Origin of the sequence: Limosilactobacillus mucosae (assembly GCF_013423865.1) — a bacterium.
Lineage (GTDB): Bacteria > Bacillota > Bacilli > Lactobacillales > Lactobacillaceae > Limosilactobacillus > Limosilactobacillus mucosae.
Window position 1 is genome coordinate 1246739 of the sequence record NZ_CP058954.1, and the last position, 15511, is coordinate 1262249.

Consider the following 15511-nt stretch of genomic DNA (forward strand, 5'->3'; position numbering starts at 1 on the left):
GCTTGTACAATGACCACCGCCCAACGAATTAAAGATTTAAGAAAACGTCATAGAATGTCGCAGACCGAGTTATCAAAGTTCGTTAATGTTTCGCAAGCGACCGTTACAGCATGGGAAACTGGAAAAGCTGAACCTTCTAGCAGCGCACTTAATAAACTAGCTGATTTCTTCGATGTTTCAGCCGATTACATTCTCGGCAGGACTAATATAGAGAATATTAATAGTAGAAAAATGACCATTGATGAAGCAATGGACACTATCATGTCAGCAGACGGCAAAGAACCGACCGAACATGATAGGAAGCTAATGGAAAGCATTATAAAGGCGTACTTAGACAATCGGGACTAGCTATGGACGTTCGCAACATTGTCAAACAACTGAATATCAACGTGTACTATATAGATATGGAAAAGCCTGGCTATGCAACGATCAGTGCAGACAAGCAGCTAAAGTTTGTGTTCATTTCTAACCGCTACCCAGCGCGAGTACAGAAAGTTACGCTAATCCACGAACTAGAACATATCGCTAAACAGTCAGGCCAAACAGCACTTTACAACGCTACCGTTTCAGCTCGATTAAAATGGAAAGCGAAATCAACCGTTGCGTTGTCTATGAGCTAATAGACGACTATATCAAACATACCGGAATCGAACCGGAAAACATCAACTATATAGATTTTATGCAGTTTAACGATATATCGGCAGACTATGAATCGGTCGTCAAAGAAACGATCAAAGGTTACAAATGGGGTAAATAATATGAGAAAAAGTATTGCTTTCTTGATAATGGCATGTGGGATTGCCTTAGCCGGTTGCAGCACGAATACAGACAAAGCTAAATCTTCAAGTTCTTCCAGTTCATCAAGCGTTTCAAGATCATCATCGGTTAAGCCTGACCCTAACGCATCTGAGCGGACTTGGACTTACAAGAACAACGTTTTTGACGCTGGTAATGAAACTTACCGATTTACCAAGTGGGACGTTATGGATTCAGCAGATCAAGGCAAAAAGATTCTTGTCCTTTACTGTGATGTTACTAACAACTCGACAAAGGAAATGGACCCGTCAAACGTATATATGGTAGTTGGTGCCTATCAGAAAAACGAAACTTCTGACGTGCAGCTCACACCGGGAATGGCAGCATTAGATGAAAATGGGAACAATCCATTACAACAATATGAAGACGGGTTATACAACAAGTTACTTCCTGGAAAGACCGTTAAAGCGGTTATGACGTTCACTATCAACAACGACAAACCGGTTCGTTTGGAATTTGAAAATCCTAATTTTGAAACGATTGGGACCAAGACTTACAAAATTAGCAAGAAATTAAGCAAAGCGGAAAGAAAGAAACTTAATCAGTCTAACTCTTCTTCATCTTCTACAACGCAAACAAACGCAGTTTCGCAAAGTAAAACCGTTACTCAGAACAATAGCGGTAGCAGCACTACCCAGACTTCAAGTTCAAGCAGCAACGATCAAACTTACACCGCTCAACCATCGCAAGGCGGTACTATTTATCAGACTGGCAACGACACTGGCAGTTTTGCAGGCGACCCAGATGTCATTGCAGACACGCAGCAGATACAAGAAAGTCTTGCCAAAGCGAATGGTTGGGAATAGCAACTTAAACAAAAATAGCCCTAGCTGTTACGGCTAGGGTTTAAAAATAGACTTAAATCGAACATATGTACGAAAGGATTTACTATGGCTTCTTTTACAAAACGAAATGGGAAATGGCAAGCTCGTATCAGCTGGCATGATGAAAATGGCAAACTCCATCAAAAAGCAAAGTCTGGATTTGCTACCAAAGCACAGGCGAAAGACTACGCAACCAAAATGGAAAATGAGTTGATCAATGGCGTTGACATTGCAGCAGACCCGGTTTTTGCCGACTATTTCAAGACATGGTATGAAACTTACCGTTTGCCAAAAATATCAAAGGCAACGGCTGAAAACTATATCATCTCTAGTCGAGTTATCACGAAATATTTTGGTGATATCAGAATCAAGCAGATCAAGCGCAGCACCTATCAGAAATTTTTAAACGACTATGGAAAAGATCACTCGTTTGGGACGATGAAAGAATTGACTTCAAAAATTAAAGCCTGTGTTAAATCAGCAATTGCAGACGGCATTATTTCAAAAGACTTTACCTATAACGCAAATATAACCTACAACAAAGCTTTAACACGGAAACCTGAATATTTATCTATCAGCGAGCTTAAACAGCTGATATCGGCTCTCAATGACGATTTAAGACCAGATAACGTTAAGCCTTATATCGTTCTGACTGCCATTTATACTGGTGCACGATTTTCAGAAATTCTCGCCTTGACTTGGAAAGACGTTGACTACCTGCGCCGAACGATTACGATTAATAAATCTGTTGATTATAAATATAATATTGGATTCAAGCCGACCAAAAATGAAAGCTCAAACAGAACGATTCGAGTCAATGGCGAACTGCTTAAGATTTTGGCACAGCTAAAAGTTAATCGAACGCCGCTTCTATTCGCCAAAACTCCGCAATCTTTTAAGAATAGTTTGTTGCAAGACGTGAATTCATATCTTAAATCAACTTTGGAACGAATCGGAATCAAAAAGCGTGATTACACATTCCATGCGCTCCGCCACAGCCATGTTGCGTTTCTTTTGAGCCAAGGAATCGACATTTACGCCATTAGCAAACGATTAGGGCACTCGAATATGACAACGACAATTAATGTATATGCTTATCTAATAGATGAATATAAACATAAGCTAGACGATGAAATTGAGCAGAAATTAGCGCAATTATAGCTATCATTGCACCGTTATTGCACTTAATTGCCACAAATGCTGTTATATAAGCGTTTGTGCGTTATATATTAAATTAAAGGCTAATTGTCTTACTGCTGTTGAATAATTTGCCTTTCATAGCCGATCATCGATATAATTTAAGCAGATACTTTTTACGAAAGGAATTTTTTAATGAAGCAGCATCTTATTGCCATCGATCTGGATGGAACCACGCTCAACAACCAGTCGAAACTGACGCCGACAACGATCAAAACTCTGCAGACACTCAGCCGGCAGGGTCATCTGGTCTCAATCGTTACTGGCCGACCATATTTGATTTCTGGTCATCTCTACGATCAGATTGGACTCAAAACGCCAATGATCAACTTCAACGGCGCCTTGGGTCATATTCCGCATCGCAAGTGGGCCGGCGAATACGCGGTCAACGTTACTCGCGAGATGACGCTCGATCTGTTAGCGCATAAACAGGAATTGGGAATCAAAATGGTGATTGCCGAGGATAAATATCACGTCTGGGCTGACCATCCCAGCAGCGATCTGCCCGAATTTCTGCCTGCTAAACTGGCTCCCGAACAGATTCTTAATGAGCATAACCTAAACAACGATCCAATCGCCTTAACGATTCAGTTTGATCCCGCCAAAAAAGATGCGATTTTAAATGCCGTGGATCAAAAATATGGCGATTTCGTTGAACCACGCGTTTGGGGCGGCCCCTATTCGATTATGGAGCTGATTCGGCGCGGGACGCACAAAGAAGCTGGGCTGCGTCACCTAGTCAAGGAATATCAGCTCAGTCCTGATCAGATCATTGCATTCGGCGATGAGCACAATGATGCCGAAATGCTCAGCTATGCCGGTCGTGGGGTTGCCATGAAAAATGCCGTTGACGATATCAAGCAGATTGCTGATGACGTAACGCCGCTTGACAACGATCATGATGGCTTGGCTAAATATCTGCAGGATTATTTCCATCTCGATGCGGCTAAACTACAGCTGGCAGAATAAACAATCATTCCAATGCGTACACGTAAAAACAGCGTTGCTTTAAGCTATCAAAGCTTGCGGCAACGCTGTTTTATTTTGAATGCCAATCTTATTTCCCGGGAAATCGAATCAGACGGTTGTAATAAAATACTAGTCTTTCTTGATCCAATTAATGGGAATCCGCTTGATATCAAGATCGCGCGGCGTCAGTTTTTCCTTGGTATGACCCAAAGTAATCGCAAAACAAGGCGTCATCCCCGCTGGAATTACCGCTTTCGGCAGCGATGCCAGGCAGGCCATGTTATAGTTAGCGGCCAAACCTTCATTTTCAGCAGCCAGCTCCATGTTATGCACGATAATCCCAGCATCGATAAACTCCAGCTGACCCGGGTCTGGTGATGAAACAACGATCAAGGTCGGCGCCTGATAGATATTTTGAATCTGCTTTAGTACCTTGGGATCTTGAATCACCGTCAGCCGATGATTGCGGTATTTCCCCAAGCCGACTGGACTGGTTTCCGCGGCCAGTAGAATCGGCTGCAGCTCTTCACTGGTCAGCGGCTGATCATCATATTCGCGAAAGGCCCGCCGCGACTGTAATAAGTCCATCAATTCCATTTAATTCATCCCCTTGCTAAGCTCTTGATTGTCTACGTTTAGTTTAGCACCGATTTTGCTGGCTGATTGATATCAAGACCGAAACATTTGGACAATTATATTCGTTAATGCTACATTGGCAGAATCTGTTTGCCTGGCTTAATTAAGCAGTTGGTCCATCACGTCAGTACTTCCGTTTCAATTTGATCATTGCTTTATTTCAGCCGACAGCCAAAATAATCCAATAAAAATGGCCCGCGAAATGAATTCGCAGACCATGTTGAGAGAGAGAATTTTGATTCAAAACGAACTTTTAATTAGTCGAGTTGAGCCTTGATTGCTTCTAACGTAACGTCCTTGGTTGCGTCAAAGCGAATGTCGGCATCATCAAGTCCGGCACCAATACCGATTGAGAGCTCGCCAGCATCGTTAATGGCTTGAACACCGGCTTGAGCATCTTCCAGACCTGCCACGTTGGCAACAGGCAGGTTCATCATTTCAGCAGCTGCGATGTAGATGTCAGGAGCTGGTTTACCATGCTTTACCGAAGCTGGGTTGACGATCCCATCAAAGTAGTCGCTTAACTTCAAGTACTTCAATACCTTAGGCGCGTTCTTGGAAGCTGATGCCAGTACCATTTGATAGCCCTTGGCACGAATATCGTCCAAGAAAGCCTGCATGCCGGGCAGAACATCAGCTGGCGTCAAGGTTTCAACCAAACGCAGGTAGTTGTCGTTCTTTTCAGCAGCCAGGGCTTCCTTTTCAGCTTGCGTGTAGTCGTTTTCGTGACCACCCGCCTTTAAGATCAGCTCCAGCGAATCCATCCGGCCGACGCCCTTCAGACTTTCCTGCAGTTCTGGCGTCCAAGTCGTTCCTACCTTGTCGGCTAATTGATGCCAGGCTTGCGTGTGGAAACGGGCCGTGTCGGCAATAACGCCGTCCAGGTCAAAGGCAAAACCCTTCAGATCTTCAAACTTCATGTAAAATGCCTCCTACTTCAGTTCCAGGTCCTTACCAGCCAAGTCAATGGTCAGTGGTTCACCGGATACCAGTGATACGTGCGTGCCTTCCTTGTCAACCAGCACCTTGATGACGCGGCCACGGAAGACCTGCGTGAATTGGTATGAATCCCACTTCTTAGGCAGGAATGGTGCGTAGTGCAGCTTGCCTTCACGAATCCGCATGCCTGCAAAGCCTTGCACGATATCCAGCCAGCTACCAGTCATCGAAGTAATGTGCAGACCATCGGAAGTGTCATTGTTGTAGTTGTCCAGGTCAAGACGAGCAGAACGGTCGTACAGTTCAACGGCCTTGTCTTCGTAACCCAGGTCAGCAGCGATGATGGAGTAGATCGATGGCGACAGGCTTGATTCGTGAACCGTGTATTGTTCGTAGAAGTCAAAGTTGTGCTTCTTTTCTTCTGGCGTAAAGTCGTCGATGAAGTCCCAGATACCTTGGATAACGTCACCTTGCTTAACGTATGGCGAACGCAGGATCTTGTCCCATGACCAGTGTTGGTTGATTGGCAGCTGGTCGCTTGGAATGTCGGCAACCGGCTTCAGATCCTTGTCCAAGAAGCCATCGTTTTCAGGGAAGATGTCACGTTCCTTGTCGTATGGCAGGTACATGTTGTCAACGATTGCCTGCCACTTGCGCTTTTCATCTTCAGTAACGTTGAGCTTGGCAGCTACGTCAGCGTCAACTTCCTTCAGCACTTGCAGCGTGTACTTCAGCGTCCATTGGCAAAGCAGGTTCGTATACCAGTCGTTGTTGACGTTGTTGTCGTATTCGTCAGGACCGGTTACGGCATGCAGCATGTACTTGTTTTGACGTTGTGAGTAGTGAACCCGGTCGGCCCAGAAACGAGAAATTTCAGTCAGAACCTTGGCACCTTCATGCAGCACGTAGCTCTTGTCGCCCGTGTAGTTGGTGTAGTTGTAGATTGCGTAGGCAATGTCACCATTACGGTGGATTTCTTCAAACGTGATTTCCCATTCGTTGTGGCATTCAATCCCGTTGAACGTAACCATTGGGAACAGAGCACCCTTCAAGCCTTGTTCTTGAGCGTTGACGTAAGCGCCATCCAATTGGTCGTAACGGTACATCAGCAGGTTGCGGGAAATCTCAGGGTCGGCAACACCCAGGTAGACTGGCAGACAGTATGCTTCAGTATCCCAGTAGGTAGCACCACCGTACTTTTCACCAGTGAACCCTTTAGGACTGATGTTCAGGCGTGAGTCGTTGCCGTAGTAAGTTGAGAAGAGTTGGAACAGGTTGAAGCGAATCCCTTGTTGAGCTTCGTCATCGCCATTGATTTCAACATCGGCCTTGTTCCAGCGTTCTGTCCAGCCAGCAACGTGGGGAGCCAGCAGATCATCAAAGCTTTGACCATCCAGTTGACCAGCCAATTCGTCCAGACGTGCAACCAGTGCTTCTTGCGTGTCAAAATCACGTGAAGTTGCTACTACGGAACGCTTTTCCAGTTCAACTTCTGCACCAGCAGCCAGCGTGCCGGCAAAGTCGTTTTCAGCCGTCTTGGCAGTCGTGCCGTCGCCAACGTGTTCCAGCGTCGTCTTGGTAGTCGTCTTTACCCCAACCGTAAATTGAGGCGTGCCGAATGGATTTGGCTTCGTCTTGGAAACCAGCAGTGCATGTTCGCCAGCTGCCTTTTGTTCCAGTACATCCCAGAACTGTTCATCATAGTTGGAGTCTTCGTTGTAGACGTCACCATTGATAACACTGGCAACTTCCAGCTTAGCTTCAGCATCGCCCAGGTTCTTGACGTGCAGACGCTGACCAACCAGTTCCTTTTGGGCTACGCTGACAAAACGTTCAAACGTAAAGTGCAGCTTAGCACCGCCAACTTCGGCCGTAAATTCACGGGTAAAGATCCCCTTCTTCAAGTCAAGGTCCAGTTTGAAGTCAGTTGGTTCCTGCTTAGCCAGATCCAGCTGTTCGCCATTAACCTTGATCGTCAGCTGCAGAAAGTTGGTACCGTTGATCATCTTGCCAAAGTACTTTGGATAGCCGATCTTCCACCAGCCGACCCGTGTCTTGTCTGGGAACCAAACGCCACCGTAGTAGACACCTTCCATCTTGTCGCCAGAGTAGCCTTCTTCAAAGAAACCACGCATCCCGAGGTTTTCGTTGGCCAGACTGGTCATTGATTCTTGCAGGCGCTTGTCTTCAGGAGCCCACTTGGTAGTTACGATATTCCAAGGAGCAACGTCAAAAGTTCGTTTCATAAGATATTATCCTTTCTCAATCTCAATTAATTTCTAAAGTTGCAAAATCAGTCAAAACTAAGCAGCGAACGTTTCCTTGATGGCGTTAACGGAGAATGCACCGATTGCCATTACGATCCCACCCAGCAACAGCATGTGTGGTTGGGAGTTGCCCAGCATTGGGTAAAGGAAGAAGCTGCAAAGTGAGGCAACAATCTGTGGCAGACAGATCGAGCAGTTGAACAGACCAAGGTAGGTACCCATGTGCTTACCAGACAATGCGTTGGTAACGATCGTCAGTGGGTAAGTGTTGATACCGGCCCAGCCAATGCCAACCAGTGCGTAAGACAGAATCAAAGCGTATTGGTTGGAGAAGAAGCAGACCGTTGCGAAACCAACCGCACCCAGCAGAAGCGAGCCCATGTAGCCAGCCTTGTGGTACTTGTTAGGCAGCTTAGCCAATACGTAGGACCATACAACAGCGGCGATTGACTGAACGGCAGCCATCACACCGTACCAGTTACCAGCAGCCTGGTAAGCGGCAGAACTTGCGTTGGTCGTGTGCCATACGTTTTGAGCAATTGCACCAGCGGAGTAAGTCCACAGGTATTGGAAAGCAAACCAGCAGAAGAATTGTACCAAAGAAACCGTCCAGAAGGCCTTTGGAGCGTGCTTGAGCAGTTCAACCCAGTTACCGCCTTCCTTGTTGTCGGATTCCTTGATGCCGTGGTACTTAGCGTAGGTTTCAGGGTCATATTCCTTAACGTGAGTCATCGTCAAAGCACTGGTACAAATCAGCAGAATAGCACCAATGTAGAAGGCCCAGCGAACCGAAGGAGGAACGACACCCTTAGGAGCCGTGTTCTGCAGACCAAACCAAGTCAGCAGGAATGGGAAGACGGCTGCCAGAACGGAACCAATGTTGTTCAGCAGACTCTGAATACCATAAGCATAACTCTTTTGATCATCGTTGACCATGTCACCAACCATCATCTTGAATGGCTGCATGGCGACGTTAGAAGACAGGTCCAAGAAGGCAACGGTAATTGCACCGAACATCAATGCCGCAAATGATCCATACCCAAAGCCAAGACTACCTGAGTTTGGCAAGAGGAGCATAACGATAACGGCAACGATCGTACCAAGCATCAGGTATGGCAGCCGGCGACCGCCAAGTTTTGGTGCCCAGGTCCGGTCAGAGTAGTAACCAACGATCGGCTGCACGATCATACCCATCAATGGTGGCAAAATGAAGAACCACCCAAGACTGTTAGGGTCGGCACCAATCGTTTGGAAGATCCGACTCATTTGAGAACTTTGTAAAGTAAAGGCCGTCTGTACGCCAAGAAAACCGAAGTTAATCATCCAAATCGTTTTCTTGGACAAATATGGCAAGCCAGAGGTCTGTTTCTTTTGTTCTACTTCACTCATGACTTAAAACTCCTATCCTAAAAAATCCACTCAATAAATAATTGCCAAGTCGTGTAAGCGCTTCATGACTTTTTTAACAATTAATAATATATCAAATGAATTCGTTTTCCGCAACCGTTTGCACAAAATTTAATGCAACCGATTGCGCAAAAATCTTAAAGAAAAGCCGGCCCAGCAAGGAATGGACCGACTTAAAAATTTTTTATTTTTTTGACGATTAATTCCTACGCTTTGAAATCAATCATGTTTTTTAGTATTTCGGCAGTCTGACTGGCAGCTAGTCAACCTTAAAGGCAACAAAGGCATGCTGCAGATTAGGATTGAACAGCAGCTCAACCGCCTTTTTGCCCAGCTCATGCGGCTGCAAATCAACTTTTTCGACGGTTGGCAGCAGCATCCCCAGTAATTTGCTGTTGTTAAAGCAGATCACGGAAAGCCGATCCAGCAGATGCATTTCCTGCAGCTCATGATTCAGTTTCAAAAACAGCAGGTCATCGGCACAAACCAGTCCATCGACCTTTGGATGCTGACTAAAGAATTCACTGGCCGATTGCGTGTCATAATACCAGTCCAGCTCCGGCAGATGCCGCTCCGCCAGACAGTTTTCGTAGCCCAGGCGCCGATCCTCCTCATATTGCCAATGATATGGCGAGCTGACATAGGCCAGATTAGTGACGTCATGATTGATCAGCAGCTGTTTGGTAGCCGCATAGCCTGCCGCGACGTTATCGTTATCAACATAGCGATCGTTTTGGTGCCGCTCGGGATGACCGATTACCACAAAATTATAGCCATGCTCGCGCAGATAGGCCGCTACTGGATCATGTTCCAACGTATAGAACAATAAGAAGTTATGAATTTTTGACTGCAGCGCCATGGATTTAACCGCGCGCAGCAATTTTTCCTGCGTGGGCGCCAATGCAACGACCATTGAGTAGTCGCGTGATTCCAACGCTGAAGCAATTCCCCGCATCAAGTCGATATGAAATGGGTTGGCTGGCGCTTCATCGGTGGTTACTGGAAAAACCAGTCCAACCATATTGGCCTCGCCCCGGGTTAGATTGCGGGCGGCATAGTTTGGATGATAGCCGATCTCAACGGCAATCTTCTTGATTTTTTCGCGCGTTGCCTCGCTGATTCGTGGGTTATCATTTAAAGCTCTTGAAGCCGTAGAAACCGAGACTCCCGCGCGTGCCGCGATATCTTTAATTGTTGCCATGAACTGACAAAGCATCATGCCGATTCAAGTAGTTCAAGATTATTGAACTGGCAAAACAGGCATGACTCTCCTTTCATTATTAATAGATAGTTTGAACCAATGGATGGCTCATTGATAAAAATCAGACTGCAGCTAAGCATATGCTTGAATTTCAAAAATTTGCCATATGCCAAAAGTACTGATTTAATTTTGAAGTGAATAACTTAATTTTAGTCGTATCATGGCAAAAGGGTCAATAGTCGTTTAGGTAAAAGGATTAACCATTTTAAAAGCGCAATTCCTAGTTGAAAATCGTTCCGACAACGAACCCTTCTAACGTCCAGTCTGTTGCTTCAGTTTTGAGTGCATTTCATTTTTGGGCCTGGATCATCCCCGCACCGTACTCGCGTTAAAATAGTTTTTTACTCACGCGGTACGATGCGGCCATCCGGGTAGACGTAATAGTCATGACCATCATAGCTGCCAGCCGTATTATGCGCGTTGCGATATGCCGAATCCTGGCCCCGAATCCAATAAACCGGCTGACCATTCGTATCGGTAGCCATCGTGCCGTTTCCTTCCGACATGTAGGACCATTGAATATCGCCATTGCCATATTTGGCGTCAACCGCGGCAATTGCTTCTTGAACCGAATTGATGGCAGCGGATTGACCAGTCGAGCTCCCCGCGGTCTGACTGGCGTTTTGATTTGTACCTGTCGCTTGGTCAGCTGCTTGACTGGAACTGCTCGATGTCTCTGATGATGAGCTCTGCGCCGTTTGACTGCTCGAAACGCTCGCACTGGAAGCAGAATTTTTGGAACTGGCCGCTTGCCGGGTCGCTTTTTTGGCCGTCTTTTTCTTATGATGCGTCGTTTTTGAAGATGTTTCCAGTTTTGCTGACGAATGGTTTTCCTGGCTCTGATGACCGCACCCCGCTAGCATCAGACTGCTCAAGCCAATAATACCGAGCATCTCTAAAGATTTTTTCATAATTGCCTCCCGTAACCTTAATTTGGTTTGTCAAGTTTCAATATCAGCATGATCTGATTATACCGCCGTCATCATGCCGATTGATTAATGGTAAAATAGTCGTAGTACTTCAAATGAAATGAGGATGTCATCTTGGCCAGCAATTTTGCCTTTTTAAAATCTTATCATGGCATGCATAAACTGCATCATCTTTCTCATATGGCCGAAAAAGCCTATCGTAATGGGCAGTTTGCTACCGAAGCCCTGTTGATCAGCGAGATCAGCGGTCGTTTGATTCGCAAGCTGGTAAAACAAGAATTGCCCAATCTGAATCACCCCTTCAACAGCGAGGATGGCTTGATCATGCTGCAGACCACGCAACTGCTCAATGACGAATTGATCATGCTGCTGACTCAATTACGCGCGGCCGGCCGCCATCCCAAACGAATCGACGCGGCTTTTGCCTATCAGGTCATGGTTAAGCTGCACTATCTGCTTATCTGGTACGTCAATCATTATCTGGATGGCCATGAGGAACCCGGCCATTTTAAGCTGCACCGGCATTAACATCCAAAAAACAGGCAGTGCTGTTTCAAGCCCCACTAAAGCTTGAGACAGCACTGTTTTTGTATTTAAGATCAGTTTTTCTGGTGCTGCTTGAGCATCTTAAAAGTCAGCCCAATCGTCAGCAGCAGGCGCATCAACAATAGACCAGCCAAAATCAGATCACGCCGCTGTTTTTGGCGCGCCGTCTTGACTGTGTGGCCGCATTTTGCACAGATTTTTTCGTGAGCCTTAAGTGGAGTTTTGCAGTGTGGACATTTCATTGACAACACGTCCTTTCTAGTTTAGCTGTCTTTATTTTACGCCGATTCAACCTTACTGAGCGTTCTTTTCGATAAATTTCCAAGTGTTATTAAAACAGACTTTTTAAGCTCTTTTTGATTTTTTATTCAGAAATTTCCGAAAAAGGCTTGCACTTAGTAAACCGTTATACTATTATATTTATGGGTCGTAAGGAAAGTGTTTTCAATCCTGCTTTTCTTTCATAACTTGTTTTATCGTGAAACCGTTCGTGCAGGCAGTCGACGATAGCCATCCTCTAACTACGCCAAGTTTGCTGATGACTGTCACCGTCAATCCATCGATCTGCCGCCAACGTTTGACCGACCCTTCCTTCGACCGTTGTAGTACGCCAACTCCAGCGGTCAGATGTTCATTTAACCTCAAGGCGATCCTTCGTCTTTCCTCAAAATCGTGAAGCTGCCGGTACTGGTATGCCAATCCCCAGTGCCGGACTCTCAATCCCTTTAAATCCACTTTAAGGCTTCACGTCTGATCATCCTTGTTTGGCAGGCTCATCTCTTATGACTGACTCTTGTTCACTCTAATCATTAAAAATTTAATCCACATTACATCCATGAGCCTGCAGACAACTAAAAAAACCGTCATCGAACGCAAAATTCGGTGACGGTTTTTTATTACTTTGATTTGACTTTGCTCAGTGCATCAGCAACTGCTTCACTCAGCGCGCGGCTGGTCGTCGTTGCTCCCGAGATGGCGTCAACGGCTGGCGTATTGGCACTGATCATGTTCTTTTCAAGCTGATCAAAAGCTGCCTGACCGATCTCTTCGTTTTCATGATTCTCCAAAATCTCAATTTGACGCAGCTTTTGATTTTGATAGGTTACACGGACAACGATTCGGCCGCCCATGCCATCATCCGAAACGCCCAGATACTGATCCGGCCCTACCATATAATGCTGCGCCGACAGATCCAGCAGATCATTAATATGCACCGTAACCGCATTATGCAGTCGCGCAACGTTGGCGGCATCCTTTTTTGGCTTAGCGGCATTTTCGCCCGCGATCTTGCCAAAAATCAGACATTCAGCCAGGTTACCGCCACTCTGATAATAGTTAGCGGCAATTCCGCCCAATTCACCGGCGCTGTATAAATGCGGGATCGGCTGGTCATCAACGTTTAAGACGCGCGCTTTTTCATCATGCTGCGGTCCGCCCTGCGTATTCAACACGTTGCTGGCCAATTTAATTGCATAGTATGGCCCCGCCCCGAACTTACGCATGGTATCCGTATCGCGACCGGTCTGATAGTCACGGCCAATCTCTTTAAAATGATTGAAGTCAGTAACCGTCTGCGTCAGGCTGATTGCCGGCACGTGCAGCTGTTTAGCCAGTTCTGGCAATGAATCCGCGCTGAGCAGCTTTTGCATAAACTTTGGATAGGGCAGGCGCCGGTCATCTTTTTCCTGCTGAGCAAAAACCTCGTACTGCGCCTGGTCAAATACCAGATAAGGATGTTTTTGATAGTGCGGCAGAACCCAATGGCCATGTGAATATAGATGGCCATGACGCGCGGGCTGGTTCTCCGCAAAAAAGCGCGTCCCATCATCGCCAATCACAAAAATACTGCCATGATTCAACTGCGACCAGCTTTGAATTACCCGGCCCCGATGCTGCGTTCCCTCTTCAGCAAATGTCAGTCCGGCCAGCGTGCCATAGCTTTCGTAGTTTCCCATGTGCCAAAGCTTAGCCTGAACTTCTTGGGCCATTTTAATGCCATCGCCACGGTTAAACAGTGTTCCCATTGGCATTAGCGCCGGTTTTTGCAGATAGTTTTGAATCATTTCCCGATTGTTTTCAAAACCGCCCGTTGCCAAAACCAGACCATTCTTAACGGCAATCCGATAATCCTTACCGCGCCGACGCAGCTGAACGCCCTTTACCACGCCGGTTCGTTCATCCTGGTATAGATGCCGCGCCCGCGTGTTGAGCCAGACATCGATCCGGTCCGCACGCTCAACCACGTTTTGCCGCAGTATCTTCCATAGCGCCGCATCCTTATCGCGTCGGTGAACCAGGGCAATGTCGACTGACTCGCTGTCGGCCAGTTCTGGATACTCAGCCGGCGAGTGCTTGGGAACGACTGGATCGCCTAGGCGGATGTCGTCTTTCCAGCTAACTGCCTTAACGCCCAGGTACTTTTCAAAATAGTCCGGCATATTTACCAGTCCGTGCAGATATGTCTGCATCAGCTTAGCCGGTACCATATAATCGTCATTGAGCTGCTGATAGTACTTGGTCAGCTGGCCGATTCCTTTGCCCATTGCAACGTGCTGTGAGGCATAGCGCGTATTGCCGCCTTCTCTTCCCAGGGGTGCCGTATCAACCAATAAGACGTATGCTCCCGCGTCAGCCGCAAACCGAGCTGCCGTAGCACCAGCACCGCCAAAGCCCACGACAACCACGTCATATTGGGCATTCCATTGAACATCATTGGCTTGCATTAGTTTTCATTCCTTTGTTCTATTTAATTACTCTTTTAGTCTAACTGAAGCCAGCAGCCAATGCCAACTATAAAAAGCCGCCCGTAAGCGACTTAATTGATTGAATATTTGCTGATCAACATTGATTCAATTGCAAAACCGATCGTTGAATCTGATCCGTTATTTGCCTCAGTATCAATCGTCTATACTAAAATTATCAGTCGTTTTGTCGTAGCAGAACCGTTTTGACACATAAATCAGCCGCCGCTAAACGCATTAGTCTGTCCAATCATAGCAGAGCCCGAAAAAAGCATTTCCAACGACAGCAACGTGACATGGCCTTTCAACCGGCTTAATACCCTGCCCTTGCCAATTGACCAGCGGCGATTTTAAGCTGTTATGATAAAACCGAACGTGACGGCCTTCATAAATCTGAATCGCTCCTTTCTGCAGGTAAGCGACCGGTATGAATTCGACCTGCGACTGTGCATTGCGGCATTCCGACCACTTAATCGGCTCCGGCAGCTCAAAGTCGTCAAAGCGTGCGCAGTTCAATACTTGTTCCAAGACCACGCGCCCCCGAAAAATAACGTTATCGCGCTCCGTTCCGCTTAATAGCTCGCCTGGCAGACCATCAGAAAAACACACCTGCTGCTGATAGTGGCTTTCCAGCATTTTAAGCTCTGGCGGCAAAACTGCACAGTAGCCCTTTGAACAATGGTAAACCATCAACTCATACGTAAGCATTGTTATCCCCACTTTAACAATCGCTGCCAGACTCACCCCTCCATCTGACACGATTAATAAATTGTTTTTTATTTAATTTGCTCAATAATTAAACGCATTTGGTGGTTCATGCATGTTTTTTATTATTGCAAACATTTTCATATTTTGCAAAATCTGTTCCAGACAGTTCTCATTAACGAAAACACGGCTGCATCCAGGCTCATTCTCAACTGCAGCTATGCGCAGAGACGCTGCTGGATCCGAACCCATTGATGATCGTCAGTATAGTTAA

Annotated in this window: 15 protein-coding genes; 6 read left to right on the plus strand and 9 right to left on the minus strand. The window is 46.3% G+C overall.

All coding sequences use genetic code 11. The annotated features are described in order from the left end of the window. The first annotated feature begins 9 nt into the window (after positions 1-9). The 5 genes from H0G69_RS06035 to H0G69_RS06055 all read left to right on the plus strand — a co-directional run bounded on the left by H0G69_RS06035 (position 10) and on the right by H0G69_RS06055 (position 3806). Positions 10-348, plus strand: a complete 339-nt coding sequence (locus H0G69_RS06035; RefSeq protein WP_180304426.1) for a helix-turn-helix domain-containing protein — start codon at positions 10-12, stop codon at positions 346-348. A 2-nt stretch (positions 349-350) separates the two neighbouring features. After that, positions 351-620 (plus strand): ImmA/IrrE family metallo-endopeptidase, encoded by a 270-nt coding sequence (locus tag H0G69_RS06040; RefSeq protein WP_180304427.1) that lies wholly within the window; start codon positions 351-353, stop codon positions 618-620. A gap of 138 nt (positions 621-758) precedes the next feature. Continuing rightward, positions 759-1622, plus strand: coding sequence for a DUF5067 domain-containing protein (locus H0G69_RS06045; RefSeq protein ID WP_180304428.1), 864 nt, complete (start codon positions 759-761; stop codon positions 1620-1622). 84 nt (positions 1623-1706) lie between these two features. After that, positions 1707-2801: a tyrosine-type recombinase/integrase gene (locus H0G69_RS06050; RefSeq protein WP_180304429.1), complete on the plus strand. Its 1095-nt coding sequence runs from the start codon at positions 1707-1709 to the stop codon at positions 2799-2801. 171 nt (positions 2802-2972) lie between these two features. Beyond that, the gene (locus tag H0G69_RS06055; protein WP_143113511.1) at positions 2973-3806 is read left to right on the plus strand and encodes a Cof-type HAD-IIB family hydrolase; all 834 of its coding nucleotides are present in this window, start codon (positions 2973-2975) and stop codon (positions 3804-3806) included. Positions 3807-3935: 129 nt separating this feature from the next. Here the strand turns inward: H0G69_RS06055 and H0G69_RS06060 are convergent, their stop codons facing one another. The 6 genes from H0G69_RS06060 to H0G69_RS06085 form a co-directional block, all read right to left on the minus strand. Then, positions 3936-4403, minus strand: a complete 468-nt coding sequence (locus H0G69_RS06060) for a nitroreductase family protein (RefSeq protein WP_180304430.1) — start codon at positions 4401-4403, stop codon at positions 3936-3938. A 296-nt stretch (positions 4404-4699) separates the two neighbouring features. Next, positions 4700-5362 carry a beta-phosphoglucomutase gene (gene pgmB / locus H0G69_RS06065; RefSeq protein ID WP_006499227.1) on the minus strand — a complete coding sequence of 221 codons (663 nt, stop codon included), beginning with the start codon at positions 5360-5362 and terminating at the stop codon, positions 4700-4702. Positions 5363-5374: 12 nt separating this feature from the next. Next, positions 5375-7627, minus strand: coding sequence for a glycoside hydrolase family 65 protein (locus H0G69_RS06070; protein WP_180304431.1), 2253 nt, complete (start codon positions 7625-7627; stop codon positions 5375-5377). 57 nt (positions 7628-7684) lie between these two features. Then, the gene (locus H0G69_RS06075; RefSeq protein ID WP_180304432.1) at positions 7685-9037 is read right to left on the minus strand and encodes an SLC45 family MFS transporter; all 1353 of its coding nucleotides are present in this window, start codon (positions 9035-9037) and stop codon (positions 7685-7687) included. A gap of 277 nt (positions 9038-9314) precedes the next feature. Beyond that, on the minus strand, positions 9315-10256 hold the full coding sequence (locus H0G69_RS06080) for a LacI family DNA-binding transcriptional regulator (RefSeq protein WP_006499231.1): 942 nt from the start codon (positions 10254-10256) through the stop codon (positions 9315-9317). Positions 10257-10657: 401 nt separating this feature from the next. Next, positions 10658-11227: a hypothetical protein gene (locus tag H0G69_RS06085; protein WP_180304433.1), complete on the minus strand. Its 570-nt coding sequence runs from the start codon at positions 11225-11227 to the stop codon at positions 10658-10660. A gap of 132 nt (positions 11228-11359) precedes the next feature. Here H0G69_RS06085 and H0G69_RS06090 point away from each other — a divergent pair, with 132 nt between their 5' ends. Continuing rightward, on the plus strand, positions 11360-11773 hold the full coding sequence (locus tag H0G69_RS06090; protein WP_180304434.1) for a hypothetical protein: 414 nt from the start codon (positions 11360-11362) through the stop codon (positions 11771-11773). A gap of 71 nt (positions 11774-11844) precedes the next feature. On the opposite strand, the gene H0G69_RS06095 is transcribed toward H0G69_RS06090, so the two are convergent. The 3 genes from H0G69_RS06095 to H0G69_RS06105 all read right to left on the minus strand — a co-directional run bounded on the left by H0G69_RS06095 (position 11845) and on the right by H0G69_RS06105 (position 15240). Next, entirely contained in the window at positions 11845-12033 is a 189-nt protein-coding gene (locus tag H0G69_RS06095; protein ID WP_180304435.1) for a DUF2116 family Zn-ribbon domain-containing protein, read from the minus strand. Positions 12034-12687: 654 nt separating this feature from the next. Further along, positions 12688-14514 (minus strand): FAD-binding protein, encoded by a 1827-nt coding sequence (locus H0G69_RS06100; RefSeq protein WP_180304436.1) that lies wholly within the window; start codon positions 14512-14514, stop codon positions 12688-12690. 255 nt (positions 14515-14769) lie between these two features. After that, complete coding sequence (locus tag H0G69_RS06105) at positions 14770-15240, minus strand: hypothetical protein (RefSeq protein WP_180304437.1); 471 nt, start codon at positions 15238-15240, stop codon at positions 14770-14772. Positions 15241-15511: the final 271 nt, after the last annotated feature.